This window comes from Streptomyces sp. NPDC005551 (assembly GCF_042871785.1).
GTDB lineage: Bacteria > Actinomycetota > Actinomycetes > Streptomycetales > Streptomycetaceae > Streptomyces.
Genome location: NZ_JBIAJE010000014.1, coordinates 99,893 through 121,659 on the forward strand (window position 1 = coordinate 99,893; position 21,767 = coordinate 121,659).

Annotated in this window: 19 protein-coding genes; 1 reads left to right on the plus strand and 18 read right to left on the minus strand. The window is 71.1% G+C overall.

What is annotated here, in order from left to right:
- Positions 1–8: 8 nt before the first annotated feature.
- From carB to pyrR, 6 genes are all read right to left on the minus strand, one after another.
- On the minus strand, positions 9–3,317 hold the full coding sequence (gene carB, locus ACFYP4_RS31510) for a carbamoyl-phosphate synthase large subunit (protein ID WP_358852691.1): 3,309 nt from the start codon (positions 3,315–3,317) through the stop codon (positions 9–11).
- A complete protein-coding gene (carA, locus tag ACFYP4_RS31515; RefSeq protein ID WP_388790093.1) occupies positions 3,310–4,452 on the minus strand; it encodes a glutamine-hydrolyzing carbamoyl-phosphate synthase small subunit in 1,143 nt (380 codons plus the stop codon). Before carA ends, carB begins: the two co-directional genes overlap by 8 nt.
- Positions 4,449–5,078, minus strand: a complete 630-nt coding sequence (locus tag ACFYP4_RS31520) for a hypothetical protein (protein ID WP_358852693.1) — start codon at positions 5,076–5,078, stop codon at positions 4,449–4,451. Before ACFYP4_RS31520 ends, carA begins: the two co-directional genes overlap by 4 nt.
- Positions 5,075–6,361: a dihydroorotase gene (locus ACFYP4_RS31525; protein WP_358852694.1), complete on the minus strand. Its 1,287-nt coding sequence runs from the start codon at positions 6,359–6,361 to the stop codon at positions 5,075–5,077. Before ACFYP4_RS31525 ends, ACFYP4_RS31520 begins: the two co-directional genes overlap by 4 nt.
- A 4-nt stretch (positions 6,362–6,365) precedes the next feature.
- The gene (locus tag ACFYP4_RS31530; protein WP_358852695.1) at positions 6,366–7,400 is read right to left on the minus strand and encodes an aspartate carbamoyltransferase catalytic subunit; all 1,035 of its coding nucleotides are present in this window, start codon (positions 7,398–7,400) and stop codon (positions 6,366–6,368) included.
- 84 nt (positions 7,401–7,484) lie between these two features.
- Positions 7,485–8,075 (minus strand): bifunctional pyr operon transcriptional regulator/uracil phosphoribosyltransferase PyrR, encoded by a 591-nt coding sequence (pyrR, locus tag ACFYP4_RS31535; RefSeq protein WP_358852696.1) that lies wholly within the window; start codon positions 8,073–8,075, stop codon positions 7,485–7,487.
- Between the two features lie 244 nt (positions 8,076–8,319).
- Here pyrR and bldD point away from each other — a divergent pair, with 244 nt between their 5' ends.
- Positions 8,320–8,820 carry a transcriptional regulator BldD gene (gene bldD, locus ACFYP4_RS31540; protein ID WP_067366005.1) on the plus strand — a complete coding sequence of 167 codons (501 nt, stop codon included), beginning with the start codon at positions 8,320–8,322 and terminating at the stop codon, positions 8,818–8,820.
- A gap of 248 nt (positions 8,821–9,068) precedes the next feature.
- On the opposite strand, the gene nusB is transcribed toward bldD, so the two are convergent.
- The 12 genes from nusB to ACFYP4_RS31600 all read right to left on the minus strand — a co-directional run bounded on the left by nusB (position 9,069) and on the right by ACFYP4_RS31600 (position 21,760).
- The gene (nusB, locus tag ACFYP4_RS31545) at positions 9,069–9,503 is read right to left on the minus strand and encodes a transcription antitermination factor NusB (RefSeq protein WP_358855542.1); all 435 of its coding nucleotides are present in this window, start codon (positions 9,501–9,503) and stop codon (positions 9,069–9,071) included.
- A gap of 2 nt (positions 9,504–9,505) precedes the next feature.
- Complete coding sequence (efp, locus tag ACFYP4_RS31550) at positions 9,506–10,072, minus strand: elongation factor P (protein WP_121404421.1); 567 nt, start codon at positions 10,070–10,072, stop codon at positions 9,506–9,508.
- A gap of 46 nt (positions 10,073–10,118) precedes the next feature.
- Entirely contained in the window at positions 10,119–11,225 is a 1,107-nt protein-coding gene (locus ACFYP4_RS31555) for a M24 family metallopeptidase (protein WP_388790099.1), read from the minus strand.
- A 125-nt stretch (positions 11,226–11,350) separates the two neighbouring features.
- Positions 11,351–12,250, minus strand: coding sequence for a Pro-rich N-terminal domain-containing protein (locus tag ACFYP4_RS31560; RefSeq protein ID WP_358855544.1), 900 nt, complete (start codon positions 12,248–12,250; stop codon positions 11,351–11,353).
- A gap of 288 nt (positions 12,251–12,538) precedes the next feature.
- Positions 12,539–13,630 (minus strand): 3-dehydroquinate synthase, encoded by a 1,092-nt coding sequence (gene aroB, locus ACFYP4_RS31565; protein ID WP_358855545.1) that lies wholly within the window; start codon positions 13,628–13,630, stop codon positions 12,539–12,541.
- Complete coding sequence (locus ACFYP4_RS31570) at positions 13,627–14,109, minus strand: shikimate kinase (RefSeq protein ID WP_388790158.1); 483 nt, start codon at positions 14,107–14,109, stop codon at positions 13,627–13,629. The genes aroB and ACFYP4_RS31570 overlap by 4 nt, the downstream gene beginning before the upstream one ends.
- 32 nt (positions 14,110–14,141) lie before the next feature.
- Positions 14,142–15,326, minus strand: coding sequence for a chorismate synthase (gene aroC / locus ACFYP4_RS31575; protein ID WP_358855547.1), 1,185 nt, complete (start codon positions 15,324–15,326; stop codon positions 14,142–14,144).
- A gap of 177 nt (positions 15,327–15,503) precedes the next feature.
- Positions 15,504–16,349: a shikimate dehydrogenase gene (locus tag ACFYP4_RS31580; RefSeq protein WP_358855548.1), complete on the minus strand. Its 846-nt coding sequence runs from the start codon at positions 16,347–16,349 to the stop codon at positions 15,504–15,506.
- The gene (gene mltG / locus ACFYP4_RS31585) at positions 16,346–18,154 is read right to left on the minus strand and encodes an endolytic transglycosylase MltG (RefSeq protein ID WP_388790104.1); all 1,809 of its coding nucleotides are present in this window, start codon (positions 18,152–18,154) and stop codon (positions 16,346–16,348) included. The genes ACFYP4_RS31580 and mltG overlap by 4 nt, the downstream gene beginning before the upstream one ends.
- A 120-nt stretch (positions 18,155–18,274) precedes the next feature.
- Complete coding sequence (gene ruvX, locus ACFYP4_RS31590) at positions 18,275–18,739, minus strand: Holliday junction resolvase RuvX (RefSeq protein ID WP_358855550.1); 465 nt, start codon at positions 18,737–18,739, stop codon at positions 18,275–18,277.
- Positions 18,740–18,749: 10 nt separating this feature from the next.
- Positions 18,750–21,422 carry an alanine--tRNA ligase gene (gene alaS / locus ACFYP4_RS31595; protein WP_358855551.1) on the minus strand — a complete coding sequence of 891 codons (2,673 nt, stop codon included), beginning with the start codon at positions 21,420–21,422 and terminating at the stop codon, positions 18,750–18,752.
- The gene (locus ACFYP4_RS31600) at positions 21,422–21,760 is read right to left on the minus strand and encodes a DUF6167 family protein (protein ID WP_358855552.1); all 339 of its coding nucleotides are present in this window, start codon (positions 21,758–21,760) and stop codon (positions 21,422–21,424) included. The genes alaS and ACFYP4_RS31600 overlap by 1 nt, the downstream gene beginning before the upstream one ends.
- Positions 21,761–21,767: the final 7 nt, after the last annotated feature.

The following is a 21,767-nucleotide window of genomic DNA, read 5'->3' on the forward strand; positions in this document are numbered from 1 at the left end:
TCGGGCTGCTAGTCGCGGGCCGCGATCAGATGCTCGGCGTGTTCCTGGAGTGAGCGCACGCCCACGTCGCCGCGGTTGAGCGCGTCGATGCCCTGGACGGCGGCGGCGAGGGCCTGGACCGTCGTCAGACACGGGACGGACCGTGCCACGGCCGCCGTACGGATCTCGTAGCCGTCGAGGCGGCCGCCGGTGCCGTACGGGGTGTTGACGATGAGGTCGACCTGGCCGTCGTGGATGAGCTGGACGATGGTCTTCTCGCCGTTCGGACCCTCGCCCTCGCTCTGCTTGCGCACGACGGTGGCGTTGAGGCCGTTGCGCTTCAGCACCTCGGCCGTGCCGGACGTGGCGAGCAGTTCGAAGCCGTGGGCGACGAGTTCACGCGCCGGGAAGATCATCGAGCGCTTGTCGCGGTTGGCCACCGAGATGAAGGCACGGCCCTTGGTGGGCAGCGGCCCGTACGCGCCGGCCTGGGACTTGGCGTACGCGGTGCCGAACACCGAGTCGATGCCCATGACCTCGCCGGTGGAGCGCATCTCCGGGCCGAGGACGGTGTCCACGCCCCGGCCGTGGATGTCGCGGAAGCGCGACCACGGCATGACGGCCTCCTTGACGGAGATCGGCGCGTCGAGCGGCAGGGTGCCGCCGTCGCCGTTCGCGGGCAGCAGCCCCTCCGCGCGCAGCTCGGCCACGGTCGCGCCGAGCGAGATGCGGGCGGCGGCCTTGGCCAGCGGCACGGCGGTCGCCTTCGAGGTGAAGGGGACCGTGCGGGAGGCGCGCGGGTTGGCTTCGAGGACGTAGAGGATGTCCCCGGCCATGGCGAACTGGATGTTGATCAGTCCGCGGACGCCGACGCCCTTGGCGATGGCCTCGGTGGAGGCGCGCAGCCGCTTGATGTCGAAGCCGCCGAGGGTGATCGGGGGCAGGGCGCACGCCGAGTCGCCGGAGTGGATGCCGGCCTCCTCGATGTGCTCCATGACGCCGCCGAGGTAGAGCTCCTCGCCGTCGTACAGGGCGTCGACGTCGATCTCGATGGCGTCGTCGAGGAAACGGTCGACGAGGACCGGCCGGGAGGGGCTGATCTCGGTGGACTCGGCGATGTACGACTCGAGGCGCGTCTCGTCGTACACGATCTCCATGCCGCGTCCGCCGAGGACGTACGACGGCCGGACGAGGACCGGGTAGCCGATCTCGTCGGCGATGGCCTTGGCGCCCGCGAAGGTGGTGGCGGTGCCGTGCTTGGGGGCCGGGAGGCCGGCCTCCGCGAGGACGCGGCCGAACGCGCCGCGGTCCTCGGCGGCGTGGATCGCCTCGGGCGAGGTGCCGACGACCGGTACCCCGTTGTCCTTGAGCGCCTGCGCGAGGCCGAGCGGGGTCTGGCCGCCGAGCTGCACCACCACACCGGCGATCGGGCCCGCGAGGGACTCCGCGTGGACGATCTCCAGCACGTCCTCGAGCGTCAGCGGCTCGAAGTACAGGCGGTCGGAGGTGTCGTAGTCGGTGGAGACGGTCTCGGGGTTGCAGTTGACCATCACGGTCTCGTAGCCGGCCTCGCTGAGGGCGAAGGAGGCGTGGACGCAGGAGTAGTCGAACTCGATGCCCTGGCCGATGCGGTTGGGCCCGGAGCCGAGGATGACGACCGCGGGCTTCTCGCGGGGCGCGACTTCGGTCTCCTCGTCGTAGGAGGAGTAGAAGTACGGCGTCTTCGCGGCGAACTCGGCGGCGCAGGTGTCGACCGTCTTGTAGACCGGGCGGACGCCGAGGGCGTGCCGGACCTCGCGGACGACGTCCTCGCGCAGGCCGCGGATCTCGGCGATCTGGACGTCGGAGAAGCCGTGGCGCTTGGCCTCGGCCAGCAGGTCCTGGTCGAGCCGGTCGGCGGCGGCCAGCTCGTCCGCGATCTCCTTGATCAGGAACATCTGGTCCACGAACCACGGGTCGATCTTCGTCGCGTCGAAGACCTCCTCCTGGGTGGCTCCGGCGCGGATGGCCTGCATGACGGTGTTGATGCGCCCGTCGGTCGGCCGGACGGCCTCTTCGAGGAGCTGCTTCTTGTCGCCGGGCTCGCCCACGAACGTGAACTGCGAGCCCTTCTTCTCCAGCGAGCGCAGCGCCTTCTGCAGGGCCTCGGTGAAGTTGCGGCCGATGGCCATGGCCTCACCGACGGACTTCATGGTGGTGGTGAGGGTCGAGTCCGCCGAGGGGAACTTCTCGAAGGCGAACCGGGGCGCCTTGACGACGACGTAGTCGAGCGTCGGCTCGAAGGAGGCCGGCGTCTTCTCGGTGATGTCGTTCGGGATCTCGTCGAGGGTGTAGCCGACGGCCAGCTTGGCGGCGATCTTGGCGATCGGGAAGCCGGTGGCCTTGGAGGCGAGGGCCGAGGAGCGCGACACCCGCGGGTTCATCTCGATGACGATGATGCGGCCGTCCTCGGGGTTGACCGCGAACTGGATGTTGCAGCCGCCGGTGTCGACGCCGACCTCGCGGATGATCGCGATGCCGATGTCGCGCAGCCGCTGGTACTCGCGGTCGGTCAGCGTCATCGAGGGCGCGACGGTGATCGAGTCACCGGTGTGGACGCCCATCGGGTCGAAGTTCTCGATGGAGCAGACGACCACGACGTTGTCGTTCTTGTCGCGCATCAGCTCCAGCTCGTACTCCTTCCAGCCGAGGATGGACTCCTCCAGGAGCACCTCGGTGGTCGGGGAGAGCGTGAGGCCCTGGCCGGCGATGCGGCGCAGCTCGTCCTCGTCGTGGGCGAAGCCGGAGCCGGCGCCGCCCATGGTGAAGGAGGGCCGCACGACGACGGGGTAGCCGCCGAGCGTCTCGACGCCCTTCAGCACGTCGTCCATGGAGTGGCAGATGACGGAGCGGGCGGACTCGCCGTGCCCGATCTTCTTGCGGACCTCCTCCACGACGTCCTTGAAGAGGTCGCGGTCCTCGCCCTTGTTGATGGCCTCGACGTTGGCGCCGATCAGCTCGACGCCGTACTTCTCCAGCACCCCCTGCTCGTGCATGGAGATCGCGGTGTTGAGAGCCGTCTGGCCGCCGAGCGTCGGCAGCAGAGCGTCGGGGCGCTCCTTGGCGATGATCTTCTCGACGAACTCGGGGGTGATCGGCTCGACGTAGGTCGCGTCGGCGATCTCCGGGTCGGTCATGATCGTCGCCGGGTTGGAGTTCACCAGGATGACGCGCAGGCCCTCGGCCTTGAGCACGCGGCACGCCTGGGTGCCGGAGTAGTCGAACTCGGCGGCCTGGCCGATGACGATCGGGCCGGAGCCGATGACCAGGACGGACTGGATATCGGTGCGCTTAGGCACGCTGGCCCTCCATCAGGGATACGAAGCGGTCGAACAGGTAGGCGGCGTCGTGGGGGCCCGCTGCCGCTTCGGGGTGGTACTGGACGCTGAAGGCCGGCTGGTCGAGGAGCTGAAGTCCCTCGACGACCTGGTCGTTCAGGCAGACGTGGGAGACCTCGGCGCGGCCGAAGGGGGTCTCGGAGACCCGGTCGAGCGGGGCGTCGACGGCGAAGCCGTGGTTGTGCGCGGTGACCTCGACCTTGCCCGTCGTACGGTCCTGCACGGGCTGGTTGATGCCGCGGTGGCCGTACTTCAGCTTGTAGGTGCCGAAGCCGAGGGCGCGGCCGAGGATCTGGTTGCCGAAGCAGATGCCGAAGAGCGGCGTCCGGCGGCCGAGGACCTCCCGCATCAGCGCGACGGGCTGGTCGGCCTTCTCGGGATCGCCGGGGCCGTTGGAGAAGAACACCCCGTCGGGGTTGACGGCGTACAGCTCCTCCGCGGTCGCGGTGGCCGGCAGCACGTGCACCTCGATGCCGCGCTCGGCCATGCGGTGGGGGGTCATGCCCTTGATGCCGAGGTCCACGGCGGCGACGGTGAACTTCTTCTCGCCGACGGCGGGGACGACGTAGGTCTCCTTGGTGGCGACCTCCTCGAAGAGGCTGGCGCCCTTCATCTCGGGGGCCCGGCGGACCTCGGTGATCATCGTGCCCTCGTCGGGCAGCGTGTCGCCGGAGAAGATGCCGACGCGCATGGCGCCGCGCTCACGCAGGTGCCGGGTGAGCGCGCGGGTGTCGATCCCGCTGATGCCGACGACGCCCTGGGCGCGCAGCTCGTCGTCGAGGGTCCGCCGGGAGCGCCAGCTGGAGGGCACGCGCGCGGGGTCGCGCACCACGTATCCGGCGACCCAGATCCGCTTGGACTCGGGGTCCTCGTCGTTGATGCCGGTGTTGCCGACGTGCGGGGCCGTCATGACGACGACCTGGCGGTGGTACGACGGGTCGGTGAGGGTCTCCTGGTAGCCGGTCATGCCGGTGGAGAACACCGCTTCGCCGAAGGTCTCCCCCACGGCCCCGTAGGCACGGCCGCGGAAGATCCGGCCGTCCTCCAGGACGAGTACGGCGGAAACCCTTCCGGTTTCCCTTGTGGAGGTCGTCATCGTGCGCCTTCCGTGTCGCTGCTCTTGTTGATCATTCGGTTCAGGGTCTCGACCCACTCGTGGTGCTCGGCCGCGCGGTCCGACCGGAATCCGGAGTCGATCAGTCTGTCGCCGTGGGCCCAGGTGACGACGAGCAGACCGCCCTCGGTGAGGACCTTGCCCGCGATGCCCTTGTCCAGCCGGGCCTCGCGCAGTGCTCCCACCGGGACGAAGAAGTCGGTGGCTCCGGGCCGTACGACGTCCAGTCCCGCGTCCGTCAGCGTGAGCTCGGCCCGGCTGCGGGTGCCCAGGCCGTGCGCCACGATGCGGTCGAGCCACTGCCCGGCGGTGGTGGAGCCGTGGTAGCGGCCGCTCATGCTCAGTCTCGCCGGACCCGGTCCTTCCGGCATTCCAGGCAGGGGCGGCCTGCCGTCTCCGTCCGGGGTGCCGGCGGGCGTCGGGCGGGCGGGCAGCTCCGGCAGGTCGCCCTGGAGGGTGCCGCGCCACTTCCAGCCCTCGCGCATCAGCCAGTAGAGGAGCGCGACGAAGAGGGCGAGGCCGACGAGCCAGCCGATGCGGGCGGCCCAGTCGGTCACCTCCGCCGACTTCTGTCCGGCGGCGAGGTAGGTCAGTTGCAGAGATGTCACGCGAGCTTCCCGTCGACGAGCGTGGCCCGGCCCCGCAGCCACGTGTGCGTGACACGGCCCGGCAGCTCGCGGCCCTCGTACGGAGTGTTGCGGCTGCGCGAGGCGAAGCCCGCGGGGTCCACGGTCCCACGGTATTCCGTGTCGACGAGGGTGAGGTTGGCGGGCTCACCTGCCGAGACGGGACGCCCGTGTCCGGTGGCCCGGCCGATCGCGGCGGGCTTGACGGACATGCGGTCGGCGACGCCGGCCCAGTCGAGCAGGCCGGTCTCCACCATCGTCTGCTGGACGACGGACAGCGCGGTCTCCAGGCCCACCATGCCCATGGCGGCGGCGGCCCACTCGCAGTCCTTGTCCTCGTGCGGGTGCGGGGCGTGGTCGGTGGCGACGATGTCGATGGTGCCGTCGGCGAGCGCCTCGCGCAGCGCCAGCACGTCACGTTCGGTGCGCAGCGGCGGGTTCACCTTGAAGACCGGGTTGTACGTGCGTGCCAGTTCGTCGGTGAGGAGGAGGTGGTGCGGGGTGACCTCGGCGGTGACGTCGATGCCGCGGGACTTGGCCCAGCGCACGATCTCGACGGAGCCGGCGGTCGACAGGTGGCAGATGTGCACGCGGGAGCCGACGTGCTCGGCGAGCAGGACGTCCCGGGCGATGATCGACTCCTCCGCGACCGCGGGCCAGCCGCCGAGCCCGAGCTCTGCGGAGACGACGCCCTCGTTCATCTGGGCGCCCTCGGTCAGCCGCGGCTCCTGGGCGTGCTGGGCGACAACCCCGCCGAAGGCCTTCACGTACTCCAGGGCCCGGCGCATGATCACCGCGTCGTCGACGCACTTGCCGTCGTCGGAGAAGACGGTGACGCCGGCCGCGGACTCGTGCATCGCGCCCAGCTCGGCGAGCTTCTTGCCCTCCAGGCCGACGGTGACGGCGCCGATGGGCTGCACGTCGCAGTAGCCGCCCTCCTGGCCGAGCCGGTAGACCTGCTCGACGACGCCTGCGGTGTCGGCGACCGGGAAGGTGTTGGCCATGGCGAACACGGAGGTGTAGCCACCGCTCGCCGCGGCCCTGGTGCCGGTCAGGACGGTCTCGGAGTCCTCCCGGCCCGGCTCGCGCAGATGGGTGTGCAGGTCGACGAGGCCCGGCAGCAGCACGCGGCCGTCGGCCTCGACGACCTCGGCGCCCTCGGCGCTCAGGCCGGTGCCGACCTCGGCGATGGTCTCGCCGTCGATGAGGACGTCCTGCGGCTCGCCGCCGAGCACCTTCGCACCGCGAATAAGGATCTTGCTCATGGTCCTACTTCTCCTCGTCCGCGGAAAGGGTGTGCGCGGAGCGCTCGCTGGAAGGGTGGGGGTGGGAGACGGGCGGGCGGGTGTGCGTGACGGCGGGTTCGTTGCCGCCCAGCAGGAGGTACAGGACCGCCATGCGGATGGACACGCCGTTCGTCACCTGCTCGATGGCCGTGCAGCGGTCGGAGTCGGCGACCGCTGCGGTGATCTCCATGCCGCGGACCATCGGGCCGGGGTGCATGACGATGGCGTGCTCCGGCATCTTCGCCATGCGGTCGCCGTCGAGGCCGTAGCGACGCGAGTACTCGCGCTCGGTCGGGAAGAACGCGGCGTTCATCCGCTCGCGCTGGACGCGCAGCATCATCACCGCGTCGGACTTGGACAGCGTGCTGTCGAGGTCGTAGGAGACCGCGCAGGGCCACGCCTCGACACCGATGGGGAGCAGCGTCGGCGGTGCGACGAGGGTGACCTCGGCGCCCAGGGTGTGCAGCAGGTCGACGTTGGAGCGGGCGACGCGGCTGTGCAGGATGTCGCCTACCAGCGTGATGCGCCGGCCCGCCAGGTCCTTGCCGAGTCCGGCGTCGCGGCCGACGAGCCGGCGCCGCATGGTGAACGCGTCGAGCAGGGCCTGCGTGGGGTGCTGGTGGGTGCCGTCGCCCGCGTTGATGACGGCGGCGTCGATCCAGCCGGAGGTGGCGAGGCGGTAGGGGGCGCCGGAGGCGCCGTGCCGGATGACGACGGCGTCGACGCCCATCGCCTCCAGGGTCTGGGCGGTGTCCTTGAGGGACTCGCCCTTGGAGACGCTGGATCCCTTGGCGGTGAAGTTGATGACGTCCGCCGAGAGCCGCTTCTCGGCCGCTTCGAAGGAGATCCGGGTACGGGTCGAGTCCTCGAAGAAGAGGTTGACGACGGTGCGGCCGCGCAGGGTCGGCAGCTTCTTGATCGGCCGGTCGGCGACCCGGGCCATTTCCTCGGCGGTGTCGAGGATGAGCACGGCGTCGTCGCGGGTGAGGTCGGCGGCCGAGATGAGATGACGCTGCATCTGTCAGGCTCCGTAGGGCAGTTCAGGCGTAATCGGGCATACGGGCGCGCGGCGGCGCACTCGGGGACGTGCGTCCGAGTGGGGCTACTGCTCGCCGGCCGGGGAGGTCCGCTTCGCGCCGAGCAGCACGGTGTCGCGACCGTCCTCCTCGGCGAGCTGGACCTTGACCGTCTCCCGCAACGACGTGGGGAGGTTCTTGCCGACGTAGTCGGCACGGATGGGCAGCTCGCGGTGGCCGCGGTCGACGAGGACGGCGAGCTGCACGGCGCGCGGTCGCCCGATGTCGTTCAGAGCGTCGAGGGCGGCGCGGATCGTGCGGCCCGAGAAGAGCACGTCGTCGACGAGGACGACCAGCCGGCCGTCGATGCCGTCACCGGGGATCTCGGTGCGGGCGAGCGCGCGCGGCGGGTGCATGCGCAGGTCGTCGCGGTACATGGTGATGTCGAGGGAGCCGACCGGGATGGTGCGGCCGGTGATCTCCGCGAGCTTGTCGCCCAGTCTGCGGGCGAGGAAGACGCCCCGGGTCGGAATGCCGAGGAGCACCACGTCGTCGGCGCCCTTGGCGCGCTCGACGATCTCGTGGGCGATGCGGGTCAGTACCCGCGCGATGTCGGGGCCTTCGAGAACGGGCCGCGCATCGGACTCGTACTGCTGTTTGTCCTGCTCTGAGTCCATAGGAAACGGACCTCCTTCTCCGCCTCACGGGACGGATCATTAAAGGACGTCGGATGTGCGCCTCCCACGCTACCAGCAAGGCAACGCGCCTGATCACCCCCTCGGAATCACCCGGACGGCGGCTGCGGGCGGGGGCGCGGGCGGACCGTTCGGCTTGACGGGGGAGAGTAACGCTGCGTAACCTCACAGTGAGTCACCAGCCGCGCGGCGGAGCCGCACGTTGATACAGCGTCCGGGGAGCTATATGTCCAGCGAATACGCCAAACAGCTCGGGGCCAAGCTCCGCGCCATCCGCACCCAGCAGGGCCTTTCCCTCCACGGCGTCGAGGAGAAGTCCCAGGGCCGCTGGAAGGCGGTCGTGGTCGGTTCGTACGAGCGCGGCGACCGCGCCGTGACCGTACAGCGCCTCGCCGAGCTGGCGGACTTCTACGGGGTCCCCGTACAGGAGCTGCTTCCGGGCACCACGCCGGGCGGGGCCGCCGAGCCGCCGCCGAAGCTCGTCCTGGACCTGGAGCGCCTGGCGCACGTCCCGGCCGAGAAGGCGGGCCCCCTGCAGAGGTACGCGGCCACGATCCAGTCCCAGCGCGGCGACTACAACGGCAAGGTGCTGTCGATCCGCCAGGACGACCTGCGCACACTCGCCGTCATCTACGACCAGTCGCCCTCGGTCCTCACCGAGCAGCTGATCAGCTGGGGCGTCCTGGACGCGGATGCCCGCCGCGCGGTCTCCCACGACGAGGGCTGATCCCTTCCCGCACTTGTGAAGAAACGTGCCGCCGGGGTGGCCGGAACACAACGTTCCGGCCACCCCGGCGGCTTTCTGCGCGCCTCGCGGGCCTCAGAGGCACCGGAGGGCGGGCCGGGCCGCCCCGGGGCGCGGGAGGGCGCACCGAACGCCGGAGGGCCCGCAGCGGGTGCGCTGCGGGCCCTCCGGCGTTTCGTACGTCGTCACGGCGTGCCGTACGACCAGGTCAAGCCCGGCGGAAGCCGGGCCTAGGCCTCGTCCCGGCGGAGCGACGGCTTCAGTTCCTTCAGACGGCCCAGCAGGCCGTTGACGAACGCGGGCGACTCGTCCGTGGAGAACTCCTTCGCCAGCTGGACCGCCTCGTCGAGCACCACGGCGTCCGGGGTCTCGTCGACCCAGATCAGCTCATAGGCGCCGAGGCGCAGGACGTTGCGGTCGACGACCGGCATCCTGTCGAGCGTCCAGCCGACGGAGTACTGCGCGAGGAGATCGTCGATCCGGGTGGCCTTCTCGGCGTACCCCTCGACCAACTGCATCGTGTACTCGCTGACCGGCGGCTGCCGGGTGTCGGACCGGGAGTGCCGGATCCAGTCCGCGAGGACCGTGAGGACGTCCACGTCGCGCTGGTCGCCCTCGAAGAGGATCTGGAAGGCGCGCTTGCGGGCCGTGTTGCGGGCAGCCACGGTTAGCTGTTCACCCGGCCGAGGTAGTCGCTCGTACGGGTGTCGACCTTGATCTTCTCACCGGTGGTGATGAAGAGCGGCACCTGGATCTGGTGGCCGGTCTCCAGGGTGGCGGGCTTGGTGCCACCGGTGGAGCGGTCACCCTGGACACCGGGCTCGGTCTCCTGGATGGTCAGCTCGACGGCGGCCGGCAGCTCGACGAAGAGCACCTCGCCCTCGTGCTGCGCGACGGTGGCGGTGAAGCCCTCGATCAGGAAGTTGGCGGCGTCGCCGACGGACTTGCGGTCGACCATGAGCTGGTCGTACGTGTCCATGTCCATGAAGACGAAGTACTCGCCGTCCATGTACGAGAACTGCATGTCACGCTTGTCGATCGTGGCCGTCTCGACCTTGACGCCGGCGTTGAACGTCTTGTCGACGACCTTGCCGGAGAGCACGTTCTTCAGCTTGGTGCGCACGAAGGCCGGGCCCTTGCCGGGCTTGACGTGCTGGAACTCGACGACGGACCAGAGCTGGCCGCCTTCGAGCTTGAGGACCAGGCCGTTCTTGAGGTCGTTCGTGGAAGCCACGGTTGCGGAATCTCCTGGACTGACGTGGACGACCAGAAGACACGCGCTACAGCGCGAGCAGCTCCTTGGTCGTAATGGTGAGTAGCTCGGGTCCGCCGTCCGCCTCGTGGCGCACGACGAGCGTGTCATCGATCCTGACACCGCCCCGGCCCGGGAGGTGAACCCCCGGTTCGACGGTGACCGGCACGCAAGCGTCCAGTTTACCCATGGCCGCGGGGGCCAACTGCGGGTCCTCGTCGATTTCGAGCCCGACACCGTGTCCGGTGAGCGCCGGAAGGCCCTCGGCATGCCCCGCGGAGTCCAGTACCTGACGGGCCGCCCGGTCCACGTCACGGTAGGCGGTACCCGGCACCAGAGCCTCACGCCCGGCGCGCTGAGCGGCGAAGACGAGGTCGTACAGCTCGATCTGCCAGTCCGCGGGCGAGGTCCCGACGACGAATGTGCGACCGATCTCGCAGCGGTAGCCGCGGTACACGGCGCCCAGACAGACCGAGAGGAAATCACCTTCCTCGACCCGGCGGTCGGTGGGCCGGTGTCCGCGGCGCCCCGAGTTCGGGCCGGTGCCGACGGAGGTCGGGAACGCCCGGCCGTCGGCGCCGTGGTCGACGAGCCGACGCTCCAGCTCGAGCGCGAGATGCCGTTCGGTGCGGCCCACGAGGATCGATTCCAGAAGCTCGCCCAGCGCCTGGTCGGCGATCTCGGCGGCGATGCGCAGGCAGGAGATCTCCTCCTCGTCCTTGACGACCCGCAACTGCTCCACCGCGCCGCCCAGGTCCGCCAGCCGCAGCCGGGGTGCCGCCGAGCCGATGGCGCGGTGCCGCCGCACTGTCAGGTGGTGCTCCTCCACGGCGAGGGACTCCGCACCCTGCGCGGCCGCGAGGTCGGCCGCGGCGACGGCCGCGTCACCGCCCGGCACACCCGTCAGCCGCACCCGCAGCGCCTCGTCGGGCCGTCCCTCGGCGGCGTCCCCGCCCGGCAGGGAGGCACAGAGCAGCAGGTCCTCGGACTTGCCGAGCAGCAGGACGGCGCCGTCCGGCGCCGTGCCCGCGAGATACCGCACGTTGGCCGGGCGGGTGACGAGCGCCGCGGGGCTGCCGCCCGCCGTGCTGCGTTCCCGGAGCCGCTCGCGGCGCGCCGCGTACACCTCTGACATGTTCCGAGCCTACGAGCGGTGGCCGGATGTCGCCGGTCCAGCGGGGCCGACCGGGCGTCGGGACGGCACCGCCCCGACGCCGCCGGGCCCGCGGCCGGAGCGCCGGCGATCTCAGTCTCGGCAGGTCACCACTGCGGCGGGCTGGCGATCGAGCGGGCGAGGACGTCGTCCAGGATCCGCGCGGTGGCCGGCACGTCGAGCTGCGAATTGTCGATGATGGGCAGCCCCGAGCCGTACCAGCCGGCCATCCGGCCGTGGATCCGGGCGACCTCCTCGTCCGTGAGCCGGCGGTTGCCGGAGCGCTCGGCATTGCGCTCGAGGACGATCTCCAGGCCCGGCAACAGGACCACCGGCAGCAGGCCGGGGCCCACGTGCCGCTTCCAGCCGCCGAGGCCGACGACCGGCCGGTCCGGGAACACGGCGTCGTCGAGGATGCACGAGATGCCGTTGGCCAGGAAGTTCCGGGCGGCGAATCCGCAGGTGCGGCGGGCGAGGCGGTACTGCGCCTCCGAGTGGTCGTTCCACCCGGCCTGGGGGTCCGCGAAGCCCGAGCGCACCCATTCGCGTACGTCGTCGAGGCTGATGTGCGCCGTGGGGACCCGGCGGTGCTCCGCCCAGTACTTGGCGACGCTGGTCTTGCCCGCTCCGGCCGGGCCGATGAGCAGCACCGCGAGCGTGGTGGCCGCCGGGTCCGGGGTGCCCACGGCGGGCGGCGGGGACGGCACGGCCACGGGGGCACCCGGGGGCAGCCGCACATGGCCCGTGGCGTCCGGCGCGGGGGCCTGGTGCGCCGACGGCACCGGAGCCTGCGCGGGCGGCGCGGGAGCCTGGTGGGCAGGGGGGTGGTGCGGGGCCTGGGCGGGCGGGACCCCAGGGGGAAGGGGGGGCCCGGCGAAGCCCGGGGCGGGCGGGGACGCGGGTACCGGACCCGGTCCCGGGTGCTGTCCGGCAGATGACCAGCCGACGGCCGGTCCGTGCCCCGGCTGATGGGGCGGCGGCAGCGGAGCCCCCACTGCGTGCTGCATCCGGTGCCACTCCGTCTCGTGATCTTTCGGCCCGGTCGCCTCCGGGACGCCTCTGTCGCTGCCGGGGGCCGGTCGCGCTCAACCCCTGCGGGCCTCCGCGCGCTCTCCCCCACGGCACCGACACGCCCCTGAAGCCCGGTCGCCGCAGGCTGTTGGCGCTGGGCGGCGGGGCCCGAGCCCCGCCGCCCACCGAACGGTACCGTCCCCGGCCGCCGTTGTGTGAACGGCCGGGAAGGGCCCGCAGTGCCCGGGGGCGCCGCGAAATCGGACCAAGCGGACCGAGTGGACCTACTCCCCCACCTCGCCGTAGGCGGCGAGGAGGACGGCCGGGTCGGGACCCTCCAGGACGGTCGGCCTGGCCAGCCCGTCGAGGACGATGAAGCGCAGGAGGTCACCGCGGGACTTCTTGTCGACCTTCATGTTCTGCAGGAGCTTGGGCCACTGGTCGTAGCGGTAGTGCAGCGGCAGGCCCACCGCCTCCAGGATCGTGCGGTGCCGGTCGGCGGTGGCGTCGTCGAGGCGGCCCGCCAGCCGGCCGAGCTCGGCGGCGAAGTGCATGCCGACCGCGACGGCCGCGCCGTGCCGCCACTGGTAGCGCTCGTTCTTCTCGATCGCGTGGGCCAGGGTGTGCCCGTAGTTGAGGATCTCCCGCTGCCCCGACTCCTTCAGGTCCCCGGAGACGACCTCCGCCTTCACCCTGATGGAGCGCTCGATGAGTTCGGCGGTGTGCGGCCCCGCCGGGGTGCGGGCCGCCTGCGGATCGGCCTCGATGAGGTCCAGGATCGCCGGGTCGGCGATGAAACCGGCCTTGATGATCTCCGCGAGACCCGACACGAAGTCGTTGACCGGCAGCGAGTCCAGCGCGGCGAGGTCGCAGAGCACCCCGGCGGGCGGGTGGAAGGCCCCGACCAGGTTCTTGCCCTCGGCGGTGTTGATGCCGGTCTTGCCGCCGACCGCCGCGTCCACCATCCCGAGCACGGTCGTCGGGACGGCGATCCAGCGCACCCCGCGCAGCCAGCTCGCCGCGACGAAACCGGCGAGGTCGGTGGTCGCGCCGCCGCCCACACCTACGATGACGTCGGTACGCGTGAAGCCGGAGGTGCCCAGCGCCTTCCAGCAGTACGCGGCGACCTCGGCGGTCTTGGCCTCCTCCGCGTTCGGCACCTGGACGGCGATGGCCTCGAAGCCCTGTCCGGCCAGGTCGGCACGGAGCGCCTCGCCGGTGTCGGCCAGTGCCTCGGGGTGGATGACCGCGACGCGCTTGGTCCCCTCGCCGATCAACGCGCCCAGTTCGCCGAGGAGCTGACGGCCGACCAGGACCTCGTAGGGATCGGTGCCCGCCGTACCGCCGACGGGGATCCGGGTCACAGCCTCGCTCATGCTTCCTTCAACTCCAGTGCGTCGAGGACCGCCTGGGCGACCTCTTCGGGGGTGCGGCCGTCGGTGGCGACCACCGCGCGGGCCACTTCGGTGTACAGGTGGCGGCGGGCCTCCATCAGCTCGCGCCACTGCCGGCGGGGGTTGACCGCGAGCAGCGGCCGCGCCGCGTTCAGACCGGTGCGCTGGACCGCCTCCTCGACGTCCATCGAGAGGTAGACGACCCGGTGTGCGGCGAGCAGCGAGCGCGTCTCGTCGTCGAGGACCGCGCCGCCGCCCAGTGCCAGCACACCGTCGTGCTCGGCGAGCGCCCGGTGCACCGCACGCTTCTCGATCGCGCGGAAGGCGGGCTCGCCCTCGTCGACGAAGATGTCGGCGACCGTGCGGCCCTCGCCGGCCACGATGTCGTCGTCCGTGTCCCGGTAGGCGCAGCCCAGCCGCTCGGCGAGCAGCGCGCCCACCGTGGACTTGCCGACGCCCATCGGGCCCACCAGCACGACCAGGGGCGCGGGGCTCACCGGATGGCCAGGTTCTCGAGGTACGACTCGACGTTGCGGCGGGTCTCGGGGACGCTGTCGCCGCCGAACTTCTCGGCCACGGCGTCCGCCAGGACCAGCGCCACCATGGCCTCGGCGACGATGCCGGCGGCCGGGACCGCGCACACGTCGGAGCGCTGGTGATGGGCCTTGGCGGCCTCGCCGGTGGCCACGTCGATGGTGGCCAGGGCGCGCGGCACGGTCGCGATCGGCTTCATCGCGGCCCGCACGCGCAGGAGTTCACCGGTCGTCAGACCGCCCTCGGTGCCGCCGGAGCGTCCGGTGGAGCGTTTGATGCCCTGGTCGGTGTGGACGATCTCGTCGTGCGCCTGGGAGCCGGGCACCCGGGCCAGGTCGAAGCCGTCGCCGACCTCCACGCCCTTGATGGCCTGGATGCCCATGAGCGCCGCGGCGAGCCGGGCGTCGAGCCGCCGGTCCCAGTGCACGTGCGAGCCGAGGCCGACCGGGACGCCGTAGGCCAGCACCTCGACCACACCGCCCAGGGTGTCGCCGTCCTTGTGGGCCTGGTCGATCTCCGCGACCATCGCCTTCGACGCGTCGGCGTCCAGGCAGCGCACCGGATCGGCGTCGAGCCTCGCCACGTCCGAGGGCTTGGGGTACACCCCGTACGGCGCCTTGGCGCCCGCCAGCTCGGTCACATGGCTGACGATCTCGATGCCGGCCGTCTCCTTCAGGTAGGAGCGGGCCACCGCGCCGAGCGCCACCCGGGCCGCGGTCTCCCGCGCCGAGGCGCGCTCCAGGATCGGCCGGGCCTCGTCGAAGCCGTACTTCTGCATGCCCGCGAGGTCCGCGTGGCCGGGGCGGGGCCGGGTCAGCGGCGCGTTGCGGGCCAGGTCGGCGAGGATCTCCGGGGCGATGGGGTCGGCCGCCATGACCTGTTCCCACTTCGGCCACTCGGTGTTGCCCACCATGACCGCGACCGGGGAGCCGAGGGTGAGGCCGTGCCGGACGCCCCCGAGGAAGGTGACCTCGTCCCGCTCGAACTTCATCCGCGCACCGCGCCCGTAGCCGAGGCGCCGGCGGGCCAGGTGGTCCGCCACCATGTCCGTGGTGATCGGCACGCCGGCGGGAAGTCCCTCCAGCGTCGCGACAAGTGCGGGACCGTGGGACTCCCCCGCGGTCAGCCAGCGCAACCTGCTCAACGGTGCTCCTCCTGCTAGCGCCCTGGTACTGCTGCTGCGTACGCGCGTCCTCGCGTACGGCGAAGGCGGGACCGGGTGCGCGGCCCTGGCCCGCCGCCTCCGATCCTCCCACGTCCGGCGGCGGGGACCGGCCCCAGGTCCATCAGGCGGACGGCAGCGCGGAGCTGCCCGGGGGTCTCAGTGCCCCGCGAGCGCGTGCTCGCCCGCCTTGCGCATGGCGTCCAGCGGCGCGGGCGAACGGCCGGTCATCAGCTCGACCTGGAGCACCGCCTGGTGCACGAGCAGGTCGAGGCCGCTGACGACGGCGCCGCCGTACGCCGACCAGCGGGCGGCCAGCTCGGTGGGGAACGGGTCGTACAGCACGTCGAACAGAGTGGCGGGGCGCTCGGGCACGGCGGCGGCGAGCGCGTCCGTGGCACCCGCGGGGGTGGTGGCGATCACGAGGGGCGCGTGCAGGGCCTGTGCCGCGTCCTGCCAGCTCGCCGTCCGCACGTCGATGCCGAGCCGCTCGCCCCACTGCCGCATCTCGGCGGCACGCGTTTCGCTGCGGACGTAGGCGACGACCTCGCCGGTGCAGATCCGCGCCAGCGCGGCCAGCGCCGAGGAGGCGGTGGCACCGGCGCCGAGCACGGCGGCGGAGTCGACCTGCTCGATGCCCCGTTCCCGCAGGGCGGCGACCATGCCGGGGATGTCGGTGTTGTCACCGGTGCGCCGGCCGTCCTCGGCGAAGACGACCGTGTTCACCGTCTCGACGGAGGCGGCCGTCTCGCTGATCTCGTCGAGCAGCGGGATGACGGCCCGTTTGAGCGGCATGGTCAGTGACAGCCCCGCCCATTCCGGTCCCAGCTTCCCGACGAAGGCGGGCAGCGCCTCCTCGTCGACCTCGAACCGGTCGTAGGACCAGCCGCCGAGACCCAGCCGCTCGTACGCGGCCCGGTGCAGCACCGGGGACAGGGAGTGGGCGATCGGAGAGCCCAGTACGGCGGCTCTGCGCTTGCTGACGTCGGTGCCGGTGCCGCTCATTGCCCCTTCTGTTCTTCGAGGTACTTCTCACGGTTGCGGTTCTGCTCCGCGTTCGTCTCGGCGAACAGCGTCCTGTCCTCGCTGACGGAGACGAAGTAGTACCAGTTGCCCTTGGCCGGCTTGAGCGCGGCCTCGATGGCCACCTCGCCGGGGTTGCTGATCGGTCCCGGCGGCAGACCCTTGATCTTGTACGTGTTGTACGGGTCGTCGAGCCGGCGCAGTTCGTTGACGGAACCCGTCGCGAGCTTGGACTCGCCGCGGAGGTAGTTGACGGTCGAGTCGAAGTCGAGCAGTCCGTAGGTCTCGGTGTTGTCCGGCTTCAGGCGGTTGTAGACGACCGTCGCGACCTTCTCGAAGTCGCGCTTGTACTTGCCCTCGGCCTGGACGAGGCTCGCGACCGTCAGCACCTCCAGGGGGTTCTTCAGCTTCAGGTCGTCGGCCTTGGACTCGATGCCGAGCTCGGCGTACTTCTCCTTGGCCAGGTCGACCATCTGCTCCAGGACCTCCTTGGGCTTCATGCTCTTGGCCACCGGATAGGTCGACGGGAAGAGGAATCCTTCCAGCGGGTCCTTGATGTTCTTGCCCGTGTTCGCCCAGGAGGGCAGGCCGAGGTCAGGCCATTCCTTCCGGGCGACGCCCCGGGTGGTGCCCTTCTTGATCTCGAGGGCCTTGTCGACGGCCGCGTAGACCTGGGCGTTGCGCTCACCCTCGAAGACCGTCAGGTTGTTCCGGCTCTTCGGGTCGAGCATCAGGGCCACGGCGCTCTCCGCGGACATCCGGGTCTTGAGCAGGTAGGAGCCCGCCTGGATCTCGTCGCCGTCGGGGTTGTTCGTCTGCGCGCTCACGAAGGCGTCGACGCTCCTGACGACGCCGGCCTCCTTCAGCTTCTGGCCGATCGCGGAGCCGAAGGCGCCCTTCGGGATGACGACCGTCACCTGGTCGTCCGTGCCGTCCCCCGCGTAGTCGGGCGCCGAGCCGAAACGATTTTGGTAGAACTGGTAGCCGAAATATCCGACTCCGCCGAGGCCGCCGCCGAAGACGAGGACGACCACGAGGCAGGCGCACCCGTTGCGGCGCTTGCGGTCCTTGCCGCCGCCCCGGCCCCGCCGGTCCCCGCGCCGGCCGCGGCCGTCCGCGTCGTCGTCGGAGTCGTCGTCATCGTCCGCGAAGAAGGCGTGCTCGCCCTGGTCGGGTCCGGGATCCCAGTCGGTCTGCGGCTCCGGTTCGGCACGGCGCCGGGCGGGCGGCTCGGGCGGCGGGTACGCGTCCGGGGTGTTGTAGAAGTCGGGCTGCTCACCGCCGGCGTAGGGGGCCGCGTGGGCACCGTAGGGGTCGACCGGGTCGGCGGGGTACGGGACCTGGGCGTTCGACCCGGTGTTCCAGCCGCCGTCGTCGGACTCCTGCTGTCCCTGGCCGGCGTACTGCCGCTGTTGTCCCTGGTCGGGGTACTGCCCGCCCTGCCCCTGGAACTGCTGCCGGTCCTGGTCGTACTGCGGCTGTCCGCCCTGGCCGTACTGCTGATGATCCTGCTCGCCGTACTGCTGCGGGGCCTGGCCGTGCTGGTGGTTCTGCTCTGCGTAGGGCTGCCGGCCCCGGTCGCCGTACTGCTGCCGGTCCTGCTGCTCGTACGTGGCCCGGTGGCCGTTGTCCCAGTCGCCGTACTGCGGCTGCTGCGGATGCTGCTGCGGCTGGCCGCCGTAGGGGGACTGGCCCTCCTGGGCCTGCCCTCCCCATCCGCCGTCCCCGTACAACGGGTCCTCCGGATGCCACGGTTCGGAGCCTGGGCCCCGGCCATACTCAGTCATCGATCCCCTAGAGCCGCGAGGCGGTGGCTACTGGCGCCTGGCACGGCTCCTGTCCGCCTCTTCTCTGTGCGGCGACTGTTCGAACACCGCCGCATCGCGCGGAACGTTACCGTATCGCGATCAGATGACCACTTCGACGCCCTCGCCGGGCGCCCCGCCTGACGCCCGTTCGGACTCCAGGGCCTGCTGGAGGATGATGACGGCGGCCGCCTGGTCGATGACCGACCTGCCCTTCTTGGACTTCACGCCCGAGGCGCGCAGTCCCTGACTGGCCGTCACCGTGGTCATTCTCTCGTCGAGGAGCCGCACCGGGACGGGTGCGATGCCCCGGGCGAGCTCCTGGGCGAAGGCGCGGACCTTGACCGCGGCCGGGCCCTCGCCCCCCTTGAGGGAGCGAGGGAGTCCGACGACGACCTCGATCGGCTCGTACTCCTCGACGAGCTGCCGCAACCGGCGGTGCGCGGCCGGGACATCGCGTCCCGGCACCGTCTCCACCGGGGTGGCGAGGATCCCGTCGGGGTCGCACGAGGCGACCCCGATGCGGGCGTCCCCGACGTCGATCGCGAGCCGACGTCCTCTGCGCATCTCCAGACCCTTACTTGGCCGTCTCGGCGACGAGGCGCTCGACGGCGTCCACGGCGTCACCGATGGCGGCCGGGTTCTGGCCGCCGCCCTGGGCGACGTCCGGCTTGCCGCCGCCACCGCCACCGAGGGTCTTGGCGGCCGTACGGACGAGTTCACCGGCCTTGAGGCCGCGCTCGCGGGCCGCCTCGTTGGTGGCGATGACCGTGAGCGGCTTGCCGCCCACGGTGCTGAACAGGGCGACGACGACGGCCCGTCCGCCCTGGATGCGGCCCCGCACGTCGAGCACGAGCCTGCGCAGGTCGTCGGCGGTCGTGCCGTCCGGGACCTGCCCGGTCACCAGCGCGATGCCGCGTACGTCCTTGGCGGACTCGGCGAGACCGGCGGCGGCCTGGAGGACCTTCTCCGCGCGGAACTTCTCGATCTCCTTCTCGGCGTCCTTCAGCTTGCCGAGCATGGCGGAGATCTTCTCCGGGAGCTCCTCGGGGCGGCCCTTGACCAGCTCCTGGAGCTGGGCCACGACCGTGTGCTCACGGGCGAGGAAGTTGTAGGCGTCGACACCCACCAGGGCCTCGATGCGCCGCACGCCGGAGCCGATGGACGACTCGCCGAGCAGCTTGACCAGGCCGAGCTGGGCCGTGTTGTGGACGTGCGTGCCGCCGCACAGCTCCTTGGAGAAGTCGCCGATGGTGACGACGCGCACGCGCTCGCCGTACTTCTCTCCGAACTCGGCGATGGCGCCCTGCTTCTTCGCCTCGTCGATGCCCATGACCTCGGCGTGCACGTCCAGGTCGCGGGCGAGCACCTCGTTGATCTGCTGCTCGACGTCCGTCATCACGGTCGTGGGCACGGCCGACGGGGAGCCGAAGTCGAAACGGAAACGGCCGGGCTGGTTCTCGGAGCCGGCCTGGGCGGCCGTCGGGCCGAGAGCGTCCCGCAGGGCCTGGTGGGTGAGGTGCGTGGCCGAGTGGGCGCGGGCGATCGACGTGCGGCGGCGCACGTCGATGGTGGCCTGGGCCTTGGCGCCGACGGTCACCTCGCCGACCTGGACGACGCCCTTGTGTACGTACACGCCGGGAACCGGCTTCTGGCAGTCGCGGACCTCGATGACGGCGCCGGTGTCCACCCGGATGCGGCCGGTGTCACCGATCTGGCCGCCGCCCTCGGCGTAGAACGGCGTGCGGTCGAGGACGATCTCGACCTCGTCGCCCTCGGTGGCGGCCGGCGAGGAGGCGCCGTCGACCAGGATGCCGACGATCGTGGACTCGCCCTCGGTCTGCGTGTAGCCGACGAACTCGGTCTCGCCGGCGGCGTCGGCGATTTCGCGGTAGGCACCGAGGTCGGCGTGGCCGGTCTTCTTGGCCTGGGCGTCGGCCTTGGCGCGCTCCCGCTGCTCCTTCATCAGGCGGCGGAAACCGTCCTCGTCCACGGAGAGGCCCTGTTCGGCCGCCATCTCCAGGGTGAGGTCGATCGGGAAGCCCCAGGTGTCGTGGAGCAGGAACGCCTTGTCGCCGGAAAGCACCGTGCCGCCGGCGGACTTCGTCTCGGTGACGGCGGTGTCGAGGATGTTGGTGCCGCCCTTGAGGGCCTTGAGGAACGCGGCCTCCTCGGCGAGGGCGACGGTCTCGATGCGCCGGCGGTCGGAGACGAGCTCCGGGTACTGCCGGCCCATCATCTCGATCACGACGTCGATGAGGTCCTTGACCACCGGGCCGGTGGCGCCGAGCAGCCGCATGTTGCGGATGGCGCGGCGCATGATGCGGCGCAGGACGTAGCCACGGCCCTCGTTGCCGGGGCTGACGCCGTCGCCGATGAGCATCACGGACGTGCGCATGTGGTCGGTGACCACGCGCAGCGAGACGTCGGAGTTGTGGGCGGCGCCGTACTCGACGCCGGTCAGCTCGGTGGCCTTCCTGATGACGGCCATGGAGGTGTCGATCTCGTACATGTTCTGCACGTTCTGCAGAATCATCGCGAGGCGTTCCATGCCGAGGCCGGTGTCGATGTTCTTCTGGGGCAGCTCGCCGAGGATCTCGAAGTCCTCCTTCGAGGTGCCCTCACCGCGCTCGTACTGCATGAAGACCAGGTTCCAGATCTCCACGTAGCGCTCGTCGTTGACGGCCGGGCCGCCCTCGACGCCGAACTCGGGGCCGCGGTCGTAGTTGATCTCGGAGCACGGGCCGCAGGGGCCGGGGACGCCCATGGACCAGTAGTTGTCCTTCTTGCCGAGGCGCTGGATGCGCTCGGCGGGCACGCCGATCTTCTCGCGCCAGATCTGCTCGGCCTCGTCGTCGTCGAGGTAGACGGTCACCCACAGGCGCTCCGGGTCGAGCCCGTAACCGCCCTTGTCCTGGGGCGAGGTGAGCAGCTCCCAGGCGTGCGTGATGGCGCCTTCCTTGAAGTAGTCGCCGAAGGAGAAGTTGCCGCACATCTGGAAGAAGGTGCCGTGGCGGGTGGTCTTGCCGACCTCTTCGATGTCGGGGGTGCGCACGCACTTCTGCACGCTGGTGGCGCGCGGGAACGGCGGCTTGACCTCGCCGAGGAAGTACGGCTTGAACGGGACCATGCCCGCGGGGACCAGGAGCAGAGTCGGGTCGTCCGCGATGAGCGACGCCGAAGGGACGACGGTGTGACCGCGCTCCTCGAAGAAGCTCAGCCAGCGGCGGCGAATCTCGGCCGACTCCATCAGTGGTCCTCATTCCGGTTGTACGAGTGCGTCGACCTCTCGACGTACTCGGGGTTGCTGCGGTTCTCGATGGCGGCCAGGCGCCGCGGGGCGGGCAGTCCGGGGTCCGTGGCGGCGTTCAGCCCGAGTGCCTCGTCGAGCTCGGCCTCGCGCTGGAGCATGCCCTCACGGACGTCGAGGGCGAAGTCCTTGAGCCGGTGGCCCGCCTCGATCGCCTTGTTCGCGGCCTGTGCCGCGAGGCTCTCGGGAGTCAGCTGCCTGATCTTGCGGTTGACCTTGGTGGTGGCCCATACGCCGGCGGCTGCGCCCGCGGTGAACCAGAACGTACGGCGGAACATCGCTGCG